The 19,390-nt window shown below is 71.4% G+C and carries 19 protein-coding genes; 8 read left to right on the top strand and 11 right to left on the bottom strand.

The genetic code is table 11. The features are described from left to right. Positions 1-15: 15 nt before the first annotated feature. The 9 genes from ACN6LM_RS26255 to zapE form a co-directional block, all read right to left on the bottom strand. Positions 16-672, bottom strand: a complete 657-nt coding sequence (locus ACN6LM_RS26255) for a pentapeptide repeat-containing protein (protein WP_445067855.1) — start codon at positions 670-672, stop codon at positions 16-18. After that, a complete protein-coding gene (locus tag ACN6LM_RS26250; RefSeq protein WP_445067854.1) occupies positions 669-1,358 on the bottom strand; it encodes a hypothetical protein in 690 nt (229 codons plus the stop codon). The genes ACN6LM_RS26255 and ACN6LM_RS26250 overlap by 4 nt, the downstream gene beginning before the upstream one ends. Positions 1,359-1,376: 18 nt before the next feature. After that, positions 1,377-1,592, bottom strand: a complete 216-nt coding sequence (locus ACN6LM_RS26245; protein ID WP_445067853.1) for a hypothetical protein — start codon at positions 1,590-1,592, stop codon at positions 1,377-1,379. An 86-nt stretch (positions 1,593-1,678) separates the two neighbouring features. Continuing rightward, positions 1,679-2,275, bottom strand: coding sequence for a pentapeptide repeat-containing protein (locus tag ACN6LM_RS26240; RefSeq protein WP_445067852.1), 597 nt, complete (start codon positions 2,273-2,275; stop codon positions 1,679-1,681). A 40-nt stretch (positions 2,276-2,315) separates the two neighbouring features. Further along, positions 2,316-4,481: a hypothetical protein gene (locus ACN6LM_RS26235; protein ID WP_445067851.1), complete on the bottom strand. Its 2,166-nt coding sequence runs from the start codon at positions 4,479-4,481 to the stop codon at positions 2,316-2,318. After that, a complete protein-coding gene (locus ACN6LM_RS26230; protein ID WP_445067850.1) occupies positions 4,478-4,867 on the bottom strand; it encodes a DUF6507 family protein in 390 nt (129 codons plus the stop codon). The genes ACN6LM_RS26235 and ACN6LM_RS26230 overlap by 4 nt, the downstream gene beginning before the upstream one ends. Positions 4,868-5,040: 173 nt before the next feature. Then, complete coding sequence (locus ACN6LM_RS26225) at positions 5,041-6,417, bottom strand: alkaline phosphatase PhoX (RefSeq protein ID WP_445067849.1); 1,377 nt, start codon at positions 6,415-6,417, stop codon at positions 5,041-5,043. 211 nt (positions 6,418-6,628) lie between these two features. Then, the gene (locus ACN6LM_RS26220; protein WP_445067848.1) at positions 6,629-7,054 is read right to left on the bottom strand and encodes an OsmC family protein; all 426 of its coding nucleotides are present in this window, start codon (positions 7,052-7,054) and stop codon (positions 6,629-6,631) included. A 92-nt stretch (positions 7,055-7,146) separates the two neighbouring features. Continuing rightward, entirely contained in the window at positions 7,147-8,241 is a 1,095-nt protein-coding gene (gene zapE / locus ACN6LM_RS26215) for a cell division protein ZapE (protein WP_445067847.1), read from the bottom strand. 37 nt (positions 8,242-8,278) lie between these two features. Here zapE and ACN6LM_RS26210 point away from each other — a divergent pair, with 37 nt between their 5' ends. The 4 genes from ACN6LM_RS26210 to msrB all read left to right on the top strand — a co-directional run bounded on the left by ACN6LM_RS26210 (position 8,279) and on the right by msrB (position 11,549). Continuing rightward, positions 8,279-9,043 (top strand): pyrimidine reductase family protein, encoded by a 765-nt coding sequence (locus ACN6LM_RS26210; protein WP_445067846.1) that lies wholly within the window; start codon positions 8,279-8,281, stop codon positions 9,041-9,043. A gap of 200 nt (positions 9,044-9,243) precedes the next feature. After that, on the top strand, positions 9,244-9,696 hold the full coding sequence (locus tag ACN6LM_RS26205; RefSeq protein WP_164401163.1) for an indole-3-glycerol phosphate synthase: 453 nt from the start codon (positions 9,244-9,246) through the stop codon (positions 9,694-9,696). A gap of 40 nt (positions 9,697-9,736) precedes the next feature. Then, the gene (gene murC, locus ACN6LM_RS26200) at positions 9,737-11,134 is read left to right on the top strand and encodes a UDP-N-acetylmuramate--L-alanine ligase (protein WP_445067845.1); all 1,398 of its coding nucleotides are present in this window, start codon (positions 9,737-9,739) and stop codon (positions 11,132-11,134) included. A gap of 10 nt (positions 11,135-11,144) precedes the next feature. Further along, complete coding sequence (gene msrB / locus ACN6LM_RS26195) at positions 11,145-11,549, top strand: peptide-methionine (R)-S-oxide reductase MsrB (RefSeq protein WP_018100678.1); 405 nt, start codon at positions 11,145-11,147, stop codon at positions 11,547-11,549. Between the two features lie 69 nt (positions 11,550-11,618). Here the strand turns inward: msrB and ACN6LM_RS26190 are convergent, their stop codons facing one another. Beyond that, the gene (locus tag ACN6LM_RS26190) at positions 11,619-14,069 is read right to left on the bottom strand and encodes a GTPase-associated protein 1-related protein (protein WP_445067844.1); all 2,451 of its coding nucleotides are present in this window, start codon (positions 14,067-14,069) and stop codon (positions 11,619-11,621) included. A gap of 224 nt (positions 14,070-14,293) precedes the next feature. Between ACN6LM_RS26190 and ACN6LM_RS26185 the strand changes: the two genes are divergently transcribed. Then, the gene (locus ACN6LM_RS26185; protein ID WP_445067843.1) at positions 14,294-15,271 is read left to right on the top strand and encodes a helix-turn-helix domain-containing protein; all 978 of its coding nucleotides are present in this window, start codon (positions 14,294-14,296) and stop codon (positions 15,269-15,271) included. A 264-nt stretch (positions 15,272-15,535) separates the two neighbouring features. On the opposite strand, the gene ACN6LM_RS26180 is transcribed toward ACN6LM_RS26185, so the two are convergent. Next, entirely contained in the window at positions 15,536-16,156 is a 621-nt protein-coding gene (locus ACN6LM_RS26180) for an L-threonylcarbamoyladenylate synthase (protein WP_445067842.1), read from the bottom strand. Positions 16,157-16,390: 234 nt separating this feature from the next. Between ACN6LM_RS26180 and ACN6LM_RS26175 the strand changes: the two genes are divergently transcribed. The 3 genes from ACN6LM_RS26175 to ACN6LM_RS26165 all read left to right on the top strand — a co-directional run bounded on the left by ACN6LM_RS26175 (position 16,391) and on the right by ACN6LM_RS26165 (position 19,322). Further along, positions 16,391-16,837, top strand: coding sequence for a MarR family winged helix-turn-helix transcriptional regulator (locus ACN6LM_RS26175; protein WP_445067841.1), 447 nt, complete (start codon positions 16,391-16,393; stop codon positions 16,835-16,837). Between the two features lie 235 nt (positions 16,838-17,072). Next, positions 17,073-18,101 (top strand): L-threonine 3-dehydrogenase, encoded by a 1,029-nt coding sequence (gene tdh, locus ACN6LM_RS26170; protein ID WP_445067840.1) that lies wholly within the window; start codon positions 17,073-17,075, stop codon positions 18,099-18,101. Positions 18,102-18,128: 27 nt separating this feature from the next. Then, positions 18,129-19,322: a glycine C-acetyltransferase gene (locus ACN6LM_RS26165; protein ID WP_445067839.1), complete on the top strand. Its 1,194-nt coding sequence runs from the start codon at positions 18,129-18,131 to the stop codon at positions 19,320-19,322. Positions 19,323-19,390: the final 68 nt, after the last annotated feature.

The following is a 19,390-nucleotide window of genomic DNA, read 5'->3' as shown; positions in this document are numbered from 1 at the left end:
CCCTTCCATGCGCACCTACCGCGCCTGCCGCTGCGGCGGGATTACGTGAACCTCGGCGCCACGCGCAGCGAGCCATGCTTCGAGGTCCGCGCCGCCCACCTCCCGGGGCCCTTCGCCGCCGACCACGGTCACCGGCCCGAGGACCGTGCCGGTGAGTCGGCGTACGAGCGTGGCGTCGTCGACGGTGACCTTGAACGGGTTGTGCGACAGGACGGCGGCCGTCAGGTCCGCGCCTCGCAGGTCCACGTCGTACAGCGAGGCGCCCATGATGCGCGTCCCGCGAAAGCTCGCCCCCGAGGCGTCGACATCGTGGAGTGACGCCTTGACCATGTCGGCCCGGTCGAGCCGGGCGGACCGGAGCACGGCCCGGTCGAGCTTCGCCCGGACGAGGTCGGCGCCGGCCATGTTCGCCCCGGTCAGGTCCGCCCCGCTCACGTCCGCACGGTAGAGGCACACGCCCCCGAGCTCCACGCCTGCCAGCACCGCGTCGATGAGCCACGCGCCGGAGAAGTCGCCGTTCGTGAGATCGGCACCCCGGAAATCGTGCCCGACCCCGTACAGGGCGTAGCTCGTGTCATCGAGCCATTCCCGCAGCTGCTGCGCCGCCGCCGGGTCGGCGGGGAACGCGGCAGGCTGCCACGGGACCGGCTCGATGAATGGCAGCTCACTCACCGCGAGGCGCCAAACGACTCGCGGACTTTTGTCCGTACGCGCTCGTTGCCGACCGTCGCGAGGTACTCGCCGAATTCCCGGATCTCCGACCCCTCGGCCCGGTAGACGATCGTGACGGCGTGCTCCAGTGTGCGGGGCGAAGCGCTGACCCGTAGCACGCTCATGGCCAGGTCGACCGACGCGGGCACGTCGACGGGGGCGACGGAACACGCCAGGTCCACGAGCTGGGTGGCCAGGTCGAACCGCTGCTCCTCGCCGGCGGCCAGGGCGCGGACACCTCGGCCCACGACGTCCTGGATCTCATCCAGCGTGGCCCTGACCGTCGCGCTGTCGATCAGCTCGCCGAGCCGGTCCTCGAAGTACTGCGTGTCGGCGAGCCGCACGAGCGCCCGGAACGCCTCTCGGCGCAGCGCCGCCGTGCCCTTCTCCTCGATCTCGTAGCTGCTCACGTCCACGGCCAGCGCCAGTTGCGAGAACGTGCTGTCCACGGAGAACTTCCGGTCGATCGAGTAGTCGTACCAGGGGGTGCCTTCCGGGTCACCGGCAGCCCGGATCACCGCCTCGAACCCGGCCGCCTCGGCCTCTTCGGTCAGATCCCGGCATGCCAGAAACCGTTCCATGGGCGGGGCGCCGGGGTCGTTCATCACACGGATGAGCGCGGCGACGCGGTCGCGTTCCTGATCCAATCGATTCTCTTCTTCGAACTAATCCGGGGGCATCGGCTGTTCCGGCGCATCGCCGAACAAGTAGTCGTACATGTCCCGAAGGTAGGCGTGCAGTGTCGCCCGGTCGGGGAATTCGATGTCGGTCAGCCCCTCGTACTCGGCAGGCCCGAAATTCTCATCTGCCATTATCTGCTCGAACCCAGAGCGGATCAAGTCAACATAGGAATCACTGAAGCTCCACAATGTGGGCTTCAAGTCGCCCAGGATGTCATATCCGCGCTCAAGATCGAGTTGAGTTCTGAAAAAGCTTCTGAAGTCTGGGTCCGCTTGAATGGGCCCTCTCAAGGCCTACCCACTGTCGGTCGTCGCGGCGGGATCACCTGAACCTGCCCGCCGCGCGCGCTGATCCACGCCTCAAGTTCCGCACCGCCCACTTGGCGCGAGGAATCATCGCTGATGACGGTGATCGGTCCGAATACCGTGCCCGTCAAGCCGCGAAGAACCGTGGTTTCGTCGACCTTGATCTCGAAGTAGTTCTCCTTGACGATGGCATCGGACAGGTCGCTTCCCCTCATATCGGTGTCGATCAACTCCGCGCCGATGAAACGTGTTCCGCGGAAACTGGCTCCCCTTGCGTCCACGTCGGACAACGAGGCTCCGACCATGTCCGCCCCGTCGAGCACTGCCGAGCGGAGAACGGCCTCATCCAGGTTCGCCTTCACCAGGTCCGCTGCCGTCAGGTCCGCGCCCGTCAGGTCTGCCGACTGGAGATCGGCACGGTAGAAGGAGGCTCCGACGAGCCGTACACCGACGAGTACGGCGTCGGTGAACCAGCAATTCGAGAAATCCCCACCCGAGAGGTCCGCGCCCCGGAAGTCCCGCTCCATCCCGTTGAGGTTGAATTCCTCGGAGGCGAGCCACTCGCGGAGCTGCTTCACGGCCGCAGGGTCGACGGGGAATGCGGCCGGATTCCAGTTCTTACGGATACCAGATGACACGGTCTCCCCAACCATTGCTCTCGACGGCTGCCTTGACGCTGTCTATAGCTGCTTGATTTGCGTTCCGGACGTCAATGATGACGATGCGGCCGCGGACTTCGATCATCCGCCCCAGCTGCTTCTGGACCCAAGGACCGCCATTGGACGGGTCGTACGCGCCGTTGAACGGTTTCGACTTGTCACGCACGTTGTTGAAAGGCGGATAGTCGGAGTGGACGCCCTTGACGTCATAGTACTCGCCGGTGGTCTCGGAGTAGAAGTCACCCATGTCGGCATCATCCGGTCGCCGGATATCCTCCGGCAGGCGCCCGCTCTCCCGGAGATCGAGACCGACGCGGGCTTCATCCATCGACTTGTCGTCGACCTGGCCCTTGTGATCGGGATCGTGCTTCAAATGGTCGAACTCCTCCGGGGCTCGCTGTTCCACCTCGTCCAGGTGGCCCCAGTGGGCTGCCCGTTCCTCCGGTGTGAACGCGGGCAGCGGTTCGTTCGGGCGTTCGCCGCCCCCGTGCGCGCCCTCGGAAGGCCCGTCCCCGCCGCCACCGGATCCGTTGTCGCCCTCGCCGTGGCCACCGCCACCACTCGGCGTGCCGGTGTCGGAACCGCCGCTGTTGCCACCGCCGGTGTCGGTGTGCGACCCCGTCCCGGACTCACCGCCCGACCCCGTCGGATGCTCCGTCACATGCCCGCCCGGCGACGGAGACGTGTGGTGCGTCGTCCCCTCCGGCGAGGAATGCGGCGGCTTCGCCGAGTTCTCGACGCGGCTCGGGCCCCCCGCGCCCTCCAGGACCTTCTCCCGGTCCGGGACGCGCTCGTGAGTGTCCGGGAGTTCGTTCTTGTGGGGCTCCGGGACCGCATCGGTGTCCGGTACGGGGTTGCCGTGCTCGTCGCGGATGACCGCGTCGTCGCCGACGACGCGGGGGTTGCCGTTGTGGTCGGTGTAGTGGAAGCCGGGGGTCTCGGTCGTCGGGTGCGGGGCCGTGCCGGACGGGGCCGTACGGGCCATGTCGTCCACGCCCGCGGAGCCCGTCCTCAGGCTCTCCATCAGGTCGCCGACCTTGATCTTCGTGACGCCCGCCGCCTTGCCGAGGTAGCTCATCGGGTCGACCAGCGCGCCCGCCTTGCCCGCCACCGACGCCGCGTCCGCGACCACGCCCAGCTTGCCGGCCTTGCCCAGCTTCAACAGAGAACCGGACCCGATGGTCACCACGTTGAACAGCACCGAGCCGAAGGCGCGTGACGGGTCGTGGCCCCACTCGTCCCAGGCGACCAGCGACTTGCCGAAGTTGCGCAGGGCCGCCTTCTGGCGGTCGGTGTCGCTGTGGTCCACCGGGCCGAACATCTTGTCCATCGCCCAGTCGTAAGGCGTCATGATGTACGCGCTGATGCCGCCGAACACGTCACCGATGCCCGACCAGGTCTTCTTGAAGTTGTCCCAGTCGAAGACGTTGACCATGCTGCCGAGGCCCTTGATCGTGCCCCAGACCCCGTCGACGAAGAACCCCTTCAGCGCACCGCCGACGTTGTCCTTCGTCCACTCCCACGCGGCCCGCCACCCGGTGTACTCGCGCTCGTCCACCGTGCCCCACGGCGTCTCACCAGCGTCCTTGACGTCGTCCGCCTTGAAGCCGTACATACCGGCCTTGTGCGAACCGTCGTCCACGACGAAGTGCGTCCCGCCCACCAGCGCCGTGATCTTGTTGGCCGCGTCGCGCTCGGCGCCCTGGAAGGCCACCCACGTCGTGCCGACCTCGTGGACCAGGCGGGCGTTCTCGTCGATCTTGTCCTGGTCCTGCTGCCAGTCGTCGTCGTCCCGGTTCTCCGCGACGAACCTCGCCGCGTCCTCCCGGAGCCGGTTCATCCTGGCCACCAGCGGCCGGGCCGTCGTCGCGAATCCGGAGAGCGCCCCGCTCACCGACTCCAGCTTGTCCGCGAACCCGTCCGCCTTGTCCCGTACCGGAATCGTGGAGTCGAGCAACTCCTCCTGCTCCGGGGCGTCATAGACCGGGTCCAGCGCCTGGAAGGCCGTGTGGACGTCCTTGCCCGTGGTCCGGATGTCGGAGGCGGTCGTCTTCAGCGTGGCCGCGTGCTTCTCCAGGGCCTCCAGGTTGCCGGTGTAGAAGGGGATCTTCGCCAGGTCGATCACTTCTTGGGACCCTTCCCCTTCAGCTCCTCCGGGGTCGGCGCCTTGGAGTACTGCTCCTGCTTGTTCTTCGCCATGTCCAGGTCGCCCGCGAGGTACGCCTCAGTGGCGAGGCGTGCCCCCGTCATGGACTTCGCCGCCCGGACCGGCAGGAACTTGAGGTCGTTGAGCGTGTGCTCCTGGAACTCCTGCAACGCCTGGGCCACCGGCCCGAACGCGCCGCCGGCCGGGATCTCGGTGCCGCCCAGCACCATCGTGCCCGCCGACGTCGCCGACCCCACCAGGTGGTCGTTGTAGGACGTGAACTCCTTCTCGAACTCCCCGCCCACCTCAGCGGTCTTCTTCAGCACCCGACGAACGCCGTTCGGGTCGATGTCCCACTTGGTCACGGTGCCCCCCCCGTAAAGAATCGCTTCCACTGAGCGTCCGGGCGCCGGCGCGCCGAAGCGCGGGCGCACCGAAGCACACCCCGTCATCCTGCACCGGCACACCCGGATGGATCAAACCCCATGTTGCCGTATGCAAAGACGCGGCGGGGTGCGCCGCGGTTCCCCTCAGCCCGTCAGCGCCACGGACCCGTGACCGCGAACGTGGTGCCCGGTGTGTAGACGTTCACGTACATCGTTCCGTGATCCGGTGCGAACGTGACGCCGGCGAACTCGCCCCACTCCGGATCCTCGGGCGTCCCGATGTTCTGCCGGCCGCGCGCCATCGCGTACACCTCGCCGCGCCGGGTCAGGCCGAACACGTGCTGGGCGCCGCCGCCGTCCTCACAGACCATCAGGCCGCCGTCGGGGGCCAGGGTGATGTTGTCGGGGGACTCGCCTGGAAGCTGGAGGTCGGTGTCCGGGCCGAAGACGACGACCAGGGCCAGCCGGCGCCGGTGCGGGTCGTAGCGCCAGACCTGCCCGTAGTGGTCCGCCGCCGAGCCCTCCGCGCTGTGCGCGAAGCTGGAGACGAAGTAGACGCACGAACCGCCCCAGTAGCAGCCCTCCAGTTTCTGGCCGTGCGTGATGCCCTTCCGGCCGAAGTCCTGGAAGCGGATGGGGGTCTCGGCGGCCTGCGGGTCCGGTACGCGAACCCACTCGACGCCCTCGAACACCGTCCCGGTCTCCCGGACGGCCGAGAGGTCGGGCACCCCCGGCACCCGCATGGCCTCCAGCCGGCCGCCCGCCCGCAGCGACCCCGTACCGCCCAGCGGCTTGTCCGGCAGGAAGCGGTAGAACAGCCCGAACGGCTTCTCGAACGCGTCCTCCGTCTCGTACACCGTCCCGTCGCGCGGGTCGACGGCGACCGCCTCGTGCTGGAAGCGGCCCATCGCGGTCAGCGGCACTGCGCCGGTGCGGCGCGGATCGGCGCCGTCCACCTCGAAGATGTAGCCGTGGTCCTTGGTGTAGCCGTTGGTGCCGGCCTTGTCCTCGGTCTCCTCGCAGGTCAGCCAGGTGTTCCAGGGGGTGCGCCCGCCCGCGCAGTTCACCGCCGTACCGGCGATGGCGACGCGCTCGGACAGCACGCGGTTGTGGCCGTCGAGCTCCAGGGCCGTACAGCCGCCCTTGCCCATCGGGTCGTACGTCAGCCCTTCGACCACCGGCACCGGAATGGCGGCGTTCACCCGGTTCTCGTGGTTGCGGACCAGCCGTACGTGCCCGCCCCGGCCGGCGAACGCGGCCATGCCGTCACAGTGGCTGGGAACCTGACCCTCGCCGGAGCGGAGCCGGTCGCCCTCCCGGGACAGCACCCGGTAGTGGAAGCCCTTGGGCAGGTCGAGGAGGCCGTCCGGATCCGGCACGAGCGGACCGTAGCCCTCGTGACCGCGTGCGGCGGACGTGCCCGCGAAGAGTTCGGTGAACGCCCCGGTGAAGGCGATCGAGACGGCGGCGGCGCCGCCCGCTGCAAGAACGTTCCGCCGGGTGGGGGTGGGGCGGGGTGCGACTGGCATGAGCAACTCCCTGCTGGGGGGACAGGTGGCATGGCTTCGTCAAGAGCAGCCCTGCCCATCCGAGGCCACCGCTGAACGTTGTCACGCCGCCTTTACGGACCGGGGCCGACGCTCCGGGAAGCGGCTTCGAGTGGGCCGGAAGGTGAACACACCCGGCGCGGAGACAGCTGTGTCCCCGGACCGACGGCCCGGGGACACAGGAGGGAGAAGGTCAGGCGAGCGACGCGCTCAGCGTGATCGTGGTGCCCGAAAGCGCCTGGCTGACCGGGCAGTTGGCCTTCGCGTCCTCGGCCGCCTTGACGAAGCCGGCCTCGTCCAGACCCGGCACCTCGCCGACGACGGTGAGGTGGATACCGGTGATGCCGGTGCCCGGCTTGAAGGTGACGTCGGCCTTGGTGTCGAGCCGGGCCGGCGGGGTGCCGGCGCCGCTCAGGCCGTGTGAGAGCGCCATGGAGAAGCAGCTGGAGTGGGCCGCGGCGATCAGCTCCTCCGGGCTGGTCTTCCCGTTCGCCTCCTCCGCGCGGGACGGCCAGGAGACCGGGTAGTCACCGATCCCGGAGGAGTCGAACGTGACGACGCCCGAGCCCTCGGCCAGATTGCCTTCCCAGACCGTGTGAGCCTGACGCGTGGTAGCCATGCTGGTTCCCTTCGAACGGAATGCGCGGTTGTACGGGGACGGCGGGGCACTGCGTCGTGTCCCGCCGGTGGTACGTCCTTACGCCCCCGAACCTACTGCGCCACCAGCCCCTTCGCGTCACGCGCCAGCGCCGTGAGCCGGGAGATCGCCCGGAAGTACTTCTTCCGGTACCCGCCGTTCAGCATCTCCTCACTGAACAGCTGATCGAAGGGCAGACCGGCCGCGAGGACCGGTATCTCGCGGTCGTACAGCCGGTCCGCGAGGACCACGAGCCGGAGCGCGGTCGACTGGTCGGGAACCGGCCGCACCTCGGTGAGGCACACCGCCCGCACCCCGTCCGTCAGCGCCCCGTACCGGCTGGGATGGACGCGGGCCAGGTGGTCGAGGAGCGCCGGGAAGTCGTCCAGGCTGGCGCCCGGCGTGGCGTACGCGGCCCTGGTGACCTGCTCGTCCGAGAACGGCGGCGGGGCCTCGGGGAGGCCGCGGTGGCGGTAGTCCTCACCGTCGATGCGCAGCGGGCGGAAGTGCGCGGACAGGCCCTGGATCTCGCGCAGGAAGTCGGCGGCGGCGAACCGGCCCTCGCCGAGCTTCCCGGGCAGCGTGTTGGAGGTCGCGGCCAGCGCCACGCCCTCCTCGACCAGCCGGCTGAGCAGCGAGGACACCAGCACGGTGTCGCCCGGGTCGTCCAGCTCGAATTCGTCGATGCAGAGCAGCCGGTGTCCGCTCAGCGTCCGCACGGTCTGCTGGAAGCCGAGCGCGCCCACCAGGTTCGTCAGCTCCACGAAGGTGCCGAAAGCTTTCAGCGAGGGCGCGGCCGGGGTGGCGTGCCAGAGCGAGGCGAGCAGATGGGTCTTGCCGACCCCGTACCCGCCGTCGAGATACACCCCGCGCGGGCCCGAGGGCTGCGCAGCCGCCTTCCGGCCGAACCACTTGCGCTTCCCGGCTCCCGAGGCGTGCGACCCGCCGAGCCCGGCGGCGAAGTCGCTGAGCACCCGGACGGCCTCGGTCTGGCTCGGCTGCTGCGGGTCGGGTACGTACGTATCGAAGCGCACCGAGTCGAAGCGCGGCGGCGGCACCATCTCGGCGACCAGGCGGTCGGCGGGGACGTGCGGCTCGCGGGCGCACAGGGACAGCGGGGCCGTTTCGGCTATGGGGACGGACCCCGGCACGGCGTGGGAGGACGACACAACCGTCAAGCTTACGACCCGTGTCAGACTGCCGGACATGCGACGCCTGTTCCCTGTGACCGACCTGACAGCGGCCGACACCTCCGGCGACTGGAGCCTGGACCGCCTCGCCGACGCCTATGCCTACCCGGCCGGGGACGGCCCCTGGCTGCGCGCCAACATGGTGTCGACCCTGGACGGGGCCGCCCAGCACGAGGGCCGCTCGCAGCCGATCTCCTGCGAGAGCGACATGCGGATCTTCGGCACCCTGCGCGGCCTGGCCGACGTGGTGATCGCGGGCGCCGAGACCGTACGCCAGGAGGGTTACCGGCCGGCCAGGGCCCGGGACGCCTTCGCGGCGCGCCGGGCGGAGGCCGGCCAGACGCCGGTCCCGGCCATCGCCGTGGTCAGCGGCAGCCTGGACCTGGACTTCTCGCTCCCGCTCTTCGTCTCGCCGCTGGTCCCGACGCTCGTGCTGACCGGTGCGGGCGCGCCTCCGGACCGGATCGCGACGGCCCGGAAGGCGGGTGCCGAGGTGGTGATCGCGGGGGAGGGCTCGCGCGTCGACCCCGCGCGCGCCGTGCGGGAGCTGGCGGACCGGGGCCACCGGCGGCTGCTGACGGAGGGCGGCCCCCGGCTGCTCGGCCAGTTCGTGGCGGAGGGGGTGCTGGACGAGCTGTGCCTGACCGTCGCGCCGCTGCTCACAGCCGGTGACGCCCAGCGGATCGCGGGCGGGCCCGCCGTCGCCGTGCCGAAACGATTCGCCCTGGCCTCGCTGCTGGAGGAGGACGGCTTCCTCTTCACCCGCTACCGCCGGAACTGAGCCGCGGCAGCCCCGTGCGCCCCAGGGCTCTCCCGTACCGCGCCCCGCGGTGGCAATTAGCGGAATATCACGTTCCGCTTAGCGTTCCGTGGGCAGAATGGATCTCGCAGACCCCGTGCGAGCGCGGGGAAGGATGGTTTCGGCAGCGGCCGGCGACGGTCGCTGAAGAGAAGGGCTCTGTGGTGTTCACCAGCGTTTTGATGATCGAGAAGGCCCTCACCTCCGGGGACGTCGAATTCGTCACCACCCTGCACGGGGAGGAGCGCATCTCCTTCGTCGTCCTCATGCAGCCGCGCGGCGACCAGGCGGACGTGCTGCTGCGGGCCATCGACGACCTGGCGATGGGCGAACTGAAGGAAGCGGCCCGCGAGAGCGAGGAGCCCGAGGGCCGGAGCGCCAGGGAGTCGGCCGAGCTCGCCCTGCAGGTCTCGCTGGAGGCGCTGCGCCAGGCGGGTTCCGAAGCCGTCGGACAGGTGATCGAGAGCCACCCCCTGGACAAGCTCACCTCGGTGGTCGAGGAGTCCCGGGCCGACGAGGTCATCGTGCTGACCGCGCCCCACTACGTCGAGGAGTTCTTCCACCGCGACTGGGCGTCCCGCGCCCGGCACAAGGTCGGCGTCCCGGTGCTCAAGCTCTTCGCGCACAGCGAATAGGCTGGGAGCCCTTACCCGTACGCACCTGGGAGAGACACGTATGGCACCCGGCATCCCCGCCGCCATGGAACGACCCCACTTCATCGGCATCGGCGGCGCCGGAATGTCGGGCATCGCCAAGATCCTGGCCCAGCGCGGCGCGAAGGTCGCGGGCAGCGACGCCAAGGAGTCCCCCACGGCCGAGGCGCTGCGCGCGCTGGGGGCGACCGTCCACATCGGGCACGCCGCCGGGCACCTGGCCGACGACGCCAGCTGCGTGGTCGTCTCCAGCGCCATCCGCGCCGACAATCCGGAGCTGGTGCGCGCCGGAGAGCTGTCCGTCCCCGTCGTGCACCGCTCCGACGCCCTGGCCTCGCTGATGGGCGGGCTGCGCTCCATCGCCGTGGCCGGCACCCACGGCAAGACCACCACCACCTCGATGCTGGCCGTCGCCCTGAACGAGCTGGACCTCGCCCCCTCGTACGCCATCGGCGGCGACCTGGCGGGCCCGGGCACCAACGCCACGCACGGTGAGGGCGACATCTTCGTCGCCGAGGCCGACGAGAGCGACCGCAGCTTCCAGAAGTACGACCCCGACGTCGCGATCGTCCTCAACGTCGAGCTGGACCACCACGCGAACTACGCCTCGATGGACGAGATCTACGAGTCCTTCGAGACCTTCGCCGGGAAGATCGTCCCCGAGGGCACGCTCGTCGTGTCCGCCGACCAGTCCGGCGCCGTCGAGCTGACCCGCCGGGTCCGCGAGGCCCTGCCCGCGCTCACCGTCGTCACCTACGGCGAGGCCGGGACCGCCGACGTGCGCGTCCACAAGATCACCCCGCGCGGTCTGACCAGCGAGGTCACGGTGGTCCTGGGCGGCAAGTTCCTCACCTTCACCGTCTCCGTGCCCGGCCGCCACTACGCGCTCAACGCGGTCGCCGCCCTCGCCGCCGGTATCGCCCTCGGCATCCCCGCCCACAACCTCGCCTCGGCCCTCGGCAAGTACACCGGGGTCAAGCGCCGCCTCCAGCTCAAGGGCGAGGCGGCCGGCGTCCAGGTCATCGACAGCTACGCCCACCACCCCACCGAGATGACCGCCGACCTGGAGGCCATGCGCGGCGCCGCGTCCGACGCCCGCCTCCTCGTCGTCTTCCAGCCCCACCTGTTCTCCCGCACCCAGGAGCTCGGCACCGAGATGGGGCAGGCCCTCGCGCTCGCCGACGCCTCCGTGGTCCTGGACATCTACCCGGCCCGCGAGGACCCGGTCCCCGGCGTCACCAGCGCCCTGATCATCGATGCCGCGACCGCCGCGGGCGCCGACGTCACCGCCGTCCACGACAAGGACCGGGTCCCCGAGGTCATCGCGGGAATGGCGAAGCCGGGCGACCTCGTTCTCACCATGGGAGCGGGCGACGTCACCGACCTCGGCCCGCTGATCCTGGACCACCTGTCGAGCTGAAGGAGCCACCGTGACGTACGACGTCGAGAAGCCGGACGAACAGTGGCGGGAGGAGCTCACCGCCGCCGAGTACGCGGTGCTGCGCAAGGCCGGCACCGAGCCCGCGTTCGTCGGTGAGTACACGGACACCAAGACCGAGGGCGTCTACTCCTGCCGTGCCTGCGGCGCGGAGCTGTTCCGCTCCGACACCAAGTTCGAGTCGCACTGCGGCTGGCCGTCCTTCTACGACCCGAAGGACACCGACGCGGTCGAGCTGATCCAGGACCGCAGCCACGGCATGGTCCGCACCGAGGTCCGCTGCGCCCGCTGCGGCTCGCACCTGGGCCACGTCTTCGAGGGCGAGGGCTACCCGACCCCGACGGACCAGCGCTACTGCATCAACTCGATCTCGCTGCGGCTGACGCCGGACGCCTGACCGACGGCCTCCAGGGCGTGTTTCGGAAGTCCCGCCCACGGGCGGCCGGCGCTCCTTTCGAAACACGTCCTAGCCCCGCCGCACCCGTCCCGCGATGCGGCGGCCCAGGCGGCCCAGGGTGCGGCGCTCGCGGCGGTTCCAGTCGCGGAAGGCGTCCGCCCGGCCGCTGCTGCCCGAGCGGCCGACCGCGTCCTCGACCGCCGCGACCCGGTCGGTGGGCAGAGCCCGCACCACGGGGCGCAGCACCTCGTCGAGGAGCCCGGCGGCGGCTTCGGTCCACACCTCACCGGCGTGCGGGTGGGCCGTCCACACGGTGAAGCAGTCGGCCGCGTAGGCCGGATCGGCGGCCAGCCGGGCCCGGACCCCGTCACCGCGCGCGGTCCGGGTGTAAGCGGCGATCAGGTCCGCGTCCCCGCTCTGCACGAGGGCGTACAGCTCCTCGTCGGGCCGCTCCGGCGCCAGCAGCCGCCCGGCCACCGCGTCGCACGCCTGCCCGAGCACGCCCGGCTCCACGGGCTCCGCCTCCGCACGCAGCGCCCGCACCCGCTCGGCCCAGTCCGGCTCCGCCGCGCCCGAGCGCACCTCGCGGGCGAACTCCAGGAGCTGGAGCGCCGCACGCACCCGGCCCCCGGTCTCCCGGGGGAAGCCGCGCAGCAGGTCGTGGGCCAGCTCCGGGGCCGCCCCGTCGTCGGCGCCGGCCGCGAGCGCGGCGGCCACCAGGACCGACCAGGTGCCGGCCGCCCGGTGCGCGTCCGAGGTCGCCGCCTCCAGCAGCTGCCGGGCCTCAGCGGCCGTCGGCGCCTCCTCGTTCCACACCAGGCCCACCCCCGTCCGCAGCACCAGCGGCTCCGCGAACGGCGACACCCCGCCGGCCCGGAGGATCCGCTGGAGGGTCGCGACCCGGTCGTCGCCGCAGTCGGCCCTGGCCTCCGGCGCTCCGGCGCACATCCGCAGGTGCGGCAGCGCCTGCGTTCCGGTGAACGGCAGCGGCACCCGGCTCAGCAGCCGCGCCACCTCCGCCGGATGGTCCGGGGCGATCCGGTCGAGCGCGCCCAGCAGTGCCGTACGCACATCGAACTGTTCGTCCATCAGTTCGAGCAGGGCCGGTGCCCAGCCCGGCGCGCCCTCCTCGCCGCCCGTCAGCAGCGCGGGCGCCAGCCGGTCCACCACGGAGGGCAGCAACTCGGCGCAGTCCACCCCGAGCAGCCGGGCCACCCGCAGCAGCTGCACCGTACGGGCCACGTCCAGGCCGACGCCCGCGCCGCCCAGCTCGGACACGATCTCCGGCCCGAGCACCCCGGCGACGGCCGCGCCCTCCGGGCCGCTGAAGGCGGTGCGGCCGGGCAGCTCCAGCGAGCCGTTGCCGCCGCGCACCGCCTCCGTCACCAGCATCGCGGCGAGCGGGGCGGTGGTGGTCGCGGGGGAGCGGCCGTCGAGCGCGGCGAACAGCCGCCCGGCGGCGTCGAATTCGGGCCCGGAGCGGTCGTCCGTCCCGGGCGAGGTCAGCGCCTCGACCAGCCGGCGGGTCCGGGTCCCGTCCAGGGCGTACGGCCGCTCGGCGGCCCAGTCGGCCGCCGCCGCGCGCTCCTCGGTGCCGAGCGGTATGCCGGCACACAGGGCCGTCACCGCCAGCGGCCCCGCCGCGAACGGCTCCCCGGGCAGCGCGGCCGCCTCCCGGAACAGCTCCGGCGCACGGCCGCGCCAGACACGGGCCGCCGTCTCGGCCCAGGTGTCGCCGGCGGGCCCCTCCGGGCGCGGGCCCGTGCACACGTGCACGCGCAGTCCGGAGTCCGCCAGCTCATCGGCGTCCTCGGGAAGCACCCCGACCACCCGTTGTGCCGCCTCGCGCGGGCGGCGGGTGTACGTGGTGAAGGTCAGGTGCTCGGCGAGCCCGTCCGGCAGGGCGAGCCCGGCCAGCGCGATCCACCGGGCGACGTCCGCGCTCTGCCGTTCGGCCAGGACGACCCGTTCCGGTCCGCCCGGCCCGTGCAGGCGGCGCAGGTCGGACAGCACACCGGCGAGCCAGGGGCCGCGGGAGACGGCGAAGTCGTTGAGTGCCTCGCGCTCGCGGGCCTCGTGGCCGGCCGGAGCGGGCAGGGCGGCGAGCGGGTCGGGCAGCGGCCGCTCCGGGGTGGCGGCGGCCCAGCGGGCGGACCGGCAGGCGGCGAGCGGCGACGTCCCCTCGGGCAGCCGGGTACCGGGGGGCAGGTGGACCGCGTGGGCATGGAAGCGGACGGCGGAGGTCCGGGGGGAGCGCACCGGGACGGTCCGGGCCAGCAGCCCGCTGCCGTCGGAGAGCAGGCTGAAGCTGTAGACCTCGGGCAGGGCGCGCAGGGCGGTGTCCGTGAGCCGGTCCGGGGTGCCGCTCGGCGCCTCGTAGGCCAGCAGCGGTCCCGCCTCGGTCAGCACGGACGCGGGTATCGAGGCGTCGACCGAGGTGAAGCGGGCGGCGACCGGCCCGTCCTCGCCGGTTCCGTCCCCGTCCGCCGCGGAGGTGTAGTGCAACTGCGCGAGGCTCATGCGTCGGCTCTCTTCGTCCCTGCCTGAAGATCCCCTGCCACCCGCATCCGCCCTCGCGGTGGCAGCGCCGTCCCGGCAGAGAGCGGCGACCCCGGCGGGGAGTGCTCCGCAGTCGCTGGGGCGACGCTATCAAGGAGCGACGCGGCCGGGCGGCCGAACGCGTGGCCGATTCGGCACGGTGAGGGTGCGGCGTGTTGGTTACCGTGGGGCTCCTGGGGGGAGCCATGCTGCGAACACTCTTCGACCGCGACGACTTGACGCCGCGTGAGCGGCTGGCCGCGCTGAACGACATGTTCCTCACCAGCGAGCACGCCATGGGCGTCCTCAGCGGGGAGGCGGACGGCTTCACCGCGTCGGTGCGGGGCGTCGGCCTCGGGGCGGTGGACGTGGTCCAGCTCACGATGTCACCGGGGCGGGTCGTGCGTTCTGCCCGGCTGGTGCGCCAGGCCGATCCGGAGCTGGTCTGCGTCGTGCTGGCCGCCTCCGGGCGGACCGTGCTCGGCCAGGCCGGGCGGGAGGCGGTCCTGGAGGCGAACAGCCTCGCCTTCTACGAAAGTTCGCGCCCCTTCGAGATCGGCGTCGGCGCCCCGGGCGGCGAGCCCGCGACACTGATCCGGGCCCACATCCCGCGTGCCCTGCTCGGCCCCTCCGCGGACCTCGTGGAGCCACTGCTCGCCCGGCCGCTCCCGGGGCACGGCGGCTTCGCCGGCATGTTCGTCCACCTGATGAGCAGTCTGGCCGACGAGTCGCGTGCGTACCGCCCGGGCGACCGGGTCCGGCTGGCGGAGATCGCCGGTGATCTGCTCACCGCCCTCGTGGACCACCACGCGGACGCGGCCCCGGTGCACGAGGACGACTCCCGCCAGGGGGCCCTGCTGCTGAGCATCGAGGAGTTCGTCCAGCGGCACCTCACCGACCCGGACCTGTCCCCGCGTACGATCGCCGGCGCCCACCATCTCTCGGTGGGGCACCTTCACCGGCTGTTCAGCGCCCGCGGCACGACGCTCACGGCGTGGATCCGGGGGATGCGGCTGAAGCGCGCCGGCCGTGACCTGCGCGACCCGGCACTGAGCGGGGTGACCGTGCATCAGATCGCCGTGCGCTGGGGTTTCCGAGACCACTCCACCTTCACCCGCAGCTTCCGCACGGTCTACGGCATGTCGCCACGCGACTACCGGCACGCATCGTCAAGTCAGTGGTGACCGTAGGTCAAAGACGGGGCCGGCCGCGGGAGCGAAGCTGTGGTTGCCGGATCCCCGGTGCCACGGGGGCACCGGGGTCCGGGAGCGCGTCCGTCCCGGCCGCCGCCCACAGCGACGCGCCGACGGGCTGGTCCCCGGTGGTGGGGGATGCGTCGCCCCGCGGGTGGTTTCCGGTCGGGGCGACGGATCTCCTCGTCTGAGGGGTCCGCCGCGCCCGCACAACCCCCCCCGCGGTCTTCGGCGAGGCCGCGGGGGCCGGGCCGGTTACTCGAAGCGCGAGGTGTCGCCTGCTCCCCGGCGTACGATCTCCAGCTCACCGCCCGAGAAGTCGATGACGGTCGTCGGCTCCGTACCGCAGTCGCCGGAGTCGATGACGATGTCCACCTCGTGGTCCAGACGTTCCTTGATCTCCCAGCCCTGGGTGAGCGGTTCGGCCTCGTCGGGCAGCAACAGCGTGCTGGAGAGCAGCGGTTCGCCCAGCTCGCCCAGGAGCGCCTGCACGACCGGGTGGTCCGGGATGCGGACGCCGACGGTCTTCTTCTTGGGGTGCAGCAGCTGGCGCGGCACTTCCTTGGTGGCCGGCAGGATGAAGGTGTACTGGCCGGGTGTCGACGCCTTGACCGTACGGAACACGTCGTTGTCGATGTGCACGAACTGCCCGAGCTGGGCGAAGTTCTGGCACATCAGAGTGAAGTGGTGGCGGTCGTCGAGGTTGCGGATCGACCGGATGCGGGACAGGCCGTCCCGGCTGCCGAGCTGACACCCGAGTGCGTAGCAGGAGTCCGTCGGATACGCGACGAGTGACCCGGAGCGGATGCTTTCGGCCACGCTGGTGATGGTGCGCTGCTGGGGATTTTCGGGGTGTACGTCGAAATACTTCGCCATCCGGCGAGTCTACGACCGGGGAGCGAACGGTTCCCGTCACCGCGGATTGTCCGGCCCGGGGACGGGAAGGACAACCGGTTCGAGTGGCGGACGCCATTCAAACCTGACCGGCCCCGCGCAGAACGTTGTGCATCATGCATGATGCGTGCATCGTGCACACATTCCGTGGTATATGTGTACAGAGAGGTCGCCGTCCCGGTGGGGGAGGCGTACCGCAGTCGTAGGGAGCCGTGCGTGGACATGCCTGTGGACCGGATCGAGTTCGAGACGATGCTGCTCGGCCGGCACATGAGTCTGCTCACCTCGCGTGGGGACGGGCGGCTCGACCGGAGCGCGTACATCCTCCTCAGCCGCATCCGGGCCCAGGGCCCGATGTCGATCGGCCAGCTGCACGACGCCTTCGGGCTCGACACCTCGACGCTGAACCGGCAGACCGCCGCCATGCTCCGGGCCGGTGTCGTCGACCGCATCGCCGACCCGGACGGCGGGATCGCGCGCAAGTTCGCCATCACGGAGGAGGGTGAGCGCCGCCTCGACAAGGACCGGGCGGAGAACCGCGAGGGCCTGCAACGGGTCCTCGCCGCCTGGACCCCGGAGGAGGCCGCCCGCTTCGCGGACGACCTGGCCCGGCTCAACCGCGACATCGAACGCCTCGACGGCAGGCCCTGGCCGCGCGACTGAGCCGTCCGGCGGAACCCGTGCGCGGTGTGAAGCGGAGCTGCGGGCCCGCTTAAGAAAACCTCGATGGACCTGGGGCGCGGGGTACGGCAGATTTCTCCGTGACGGCGGAGGATGGTGCGCGGCAGCCGGTGCGCGCGCGCTGCCACGCCGTCCCTCTCATCCTTCCCCGGGCCGCAGGCTTCCTCAGGCATGCCCCCGGCCCGGGGAGCTCAACGCCGTACAGGGAGCCGCAGCCGTGAAGGCACTCGTGAAGCAGAAGGCCGAGCCCGGACTCTGGCTGATGGACGTCCCCGAGCCCGAGACCGGCCCCGGCGACGTACTGATCAAGGTCCTTCGCACCGGCATCTGCGGGACCGACCTGCACATCCGCAACTACGACGGCTGGGCGCAGCAGGCCATCAGCACCCCGCTCGTCCTCGGCCACGAGTTCGTCGGCGAGGTCGCCGCGATCGGCGCGGACGTGGTCGACATCGCCGTCGGCGACCTGGTCAGCGGCGAGGGCCACCTCGTCTGCGGCAAGTGCCGCAACTGCCTGGCCGGCCGCCGCCACCTCTGCCGCTCGACGCTGGGCCTCGGCGTCGGCCGCGACGGCGCCTTCGCCGAGTACGTCGCACTGCCCGCCTCCAACGTGTGGGTGCACCGGGTGCCCGTCGACCTCGACGTCGCCGCGATCTTCGACCCGTTCGGCAACGCCGTGCACACCGCGCTGTCCTTCCCCCTCGTCGGCGAGGACGTCCTGATCACCGGCGCCGGCCCGATCGGCATCATGGCCGCCGCCGTCGCCAAGCACGCCGGCGCCCGCAACGTCGTCATCACCGACGTCAGCGAGGCCCGCCTCGAACTGGCCCGCAAGGTCGGCGTCAGCCTGGCGCTCAACGTCGCCGATTCGACCATCGCCGACGGCCAGAAGGAGCTGGGCCTGCGCGAGGGCTTCGACATCGGCCTGGAGATGTCCGGCCGCCCCGAGGCGATGCGCGACATGATCGCGAACATGACGCACGGCGGCCGGATCGCCATGCTCGGACTCCCGGCCGAGGAGTTCGCCGTCGACTGGGCCCGGATCGTCACCTCGATGATCACGATCAAGGGCATCTACGGCCGCGAGATGTACGAGACCTGGTACGCCATGTCCGTCCTGCTGGAGGGCGGTCTCGACCTCGCCCCCGTGATCACCGGCCGGTACGGCTACCGCGACTTCGAGGCGGCCTTCGACGACGCGGCGAGCGGGCGCGGCGGCAAGGTCATCCTCGACTGGACCGTCTGACCTCCTCACCTCTTTAAGGAATCCGGCATGTTCGACTCCGTACGCGACGACCTGCGCACCACCCTCGAAGAGATCGAGGCGGCCGGGCTGCACAAGCCCGAGCGCGTCATCGGCACCCCGCAGTCCGCGACCGTGGCCGTCACCGCCGGGGGCCGCCCCGGCGAGGTGCTGAACTTCTGCGCCAACAACTACCTGGGCCTCGCCGACCACCCCGACGTGATCGCCGCCGCGCACGAGGCACTGGACCGCTGGGGTTACGGCATGGCCTCGGTCCGCTTCATCTGCGGCACCCAGGAGGTCCACAAGGAGCTGGAGCAGCGGCTCTCCTCCTTCCTGGGCCAGGAGGACACGATCCTCTACTCCTCCTGCTTCGACGCCAACGGCGGCGTCTTCGAGACGATCCTCGGTGCCGAGGACGCGGTCATCTCCGACGCCCTCAACCACGCCTCGATCATCGACGGCATCCGCCTGTCCAAGGCCAAGCGCTTCCGCTACGCCAACCGCGACATGGCCGACCTGGAGACCCGGCTCAAGGAGGCGTCCGGGGCCCGGCGCCGCCTCGTCGTCACCGACGGCGTCTTCTCCATGGACGGCTACGTCGCGCCGCTGCGCGAGATCTGCGACCTGGCCGAGCGCTACGACGCCATGGTCATGGTCGACGACTCGCACGCCGTCGGCTTCGTCGGCGCCGGCGGACGCGGTACGCCGGAGCTGCACGGCGTCATGGACCGCGTCGACATCATCACCGGCACCCTCGGCAAGGCGCTCGGCGGCGCGTCCGGCGGTTACGTCGCGGCCCGCGCCGAGATCGTCGCCCTGCTGCGCCAGCGCTCGCGTCCGTACCTCTTCTCCAACTCGCTCGCCCCGGTCATCGCCGCCGCCTCGCTCAAGGTCATCGACCTCCTGGAGTCCGCCGGCGAGCTGCGCGAGCGGCTCAACGCCAACACCGCGCTCTTCCGTACCCGGATGACCGAGGAGGGCTTCGACATCCTGCCCGGCGACCACGCCATCGCCCCCGTCATGATCGGGGACGCGGCGAAGGCAGGCCGGATGGCGGAGCTGCTCCTGGAGCGCGGTGTGTACGTGATCGGGTTCTCCTACCCGGTCGTCCCCCAGGGCGCGGCCCGCATCCGCGTCCAGCTCTCCGCGGCGCACTCCACGGACGACGTGAACCGCGCGGTGGACGCGTTCGTCGCGGCCCGCGCCGAGCTGGAGGGCTGAGGGGCGGTCCCCGGGCGGGGGGGGGGGGGGGGGGGGGGGGGGGGGGGGGGGGGGGGGGGGGGGGGGGG

This window comes from Streptomyces sp. SAS_281 (assembly GCF_052542855.1).
Note: the sequence above shows the minus strand (reverse complement) of the source record. Positions and strands in the feature narration are given on the sequence as shown.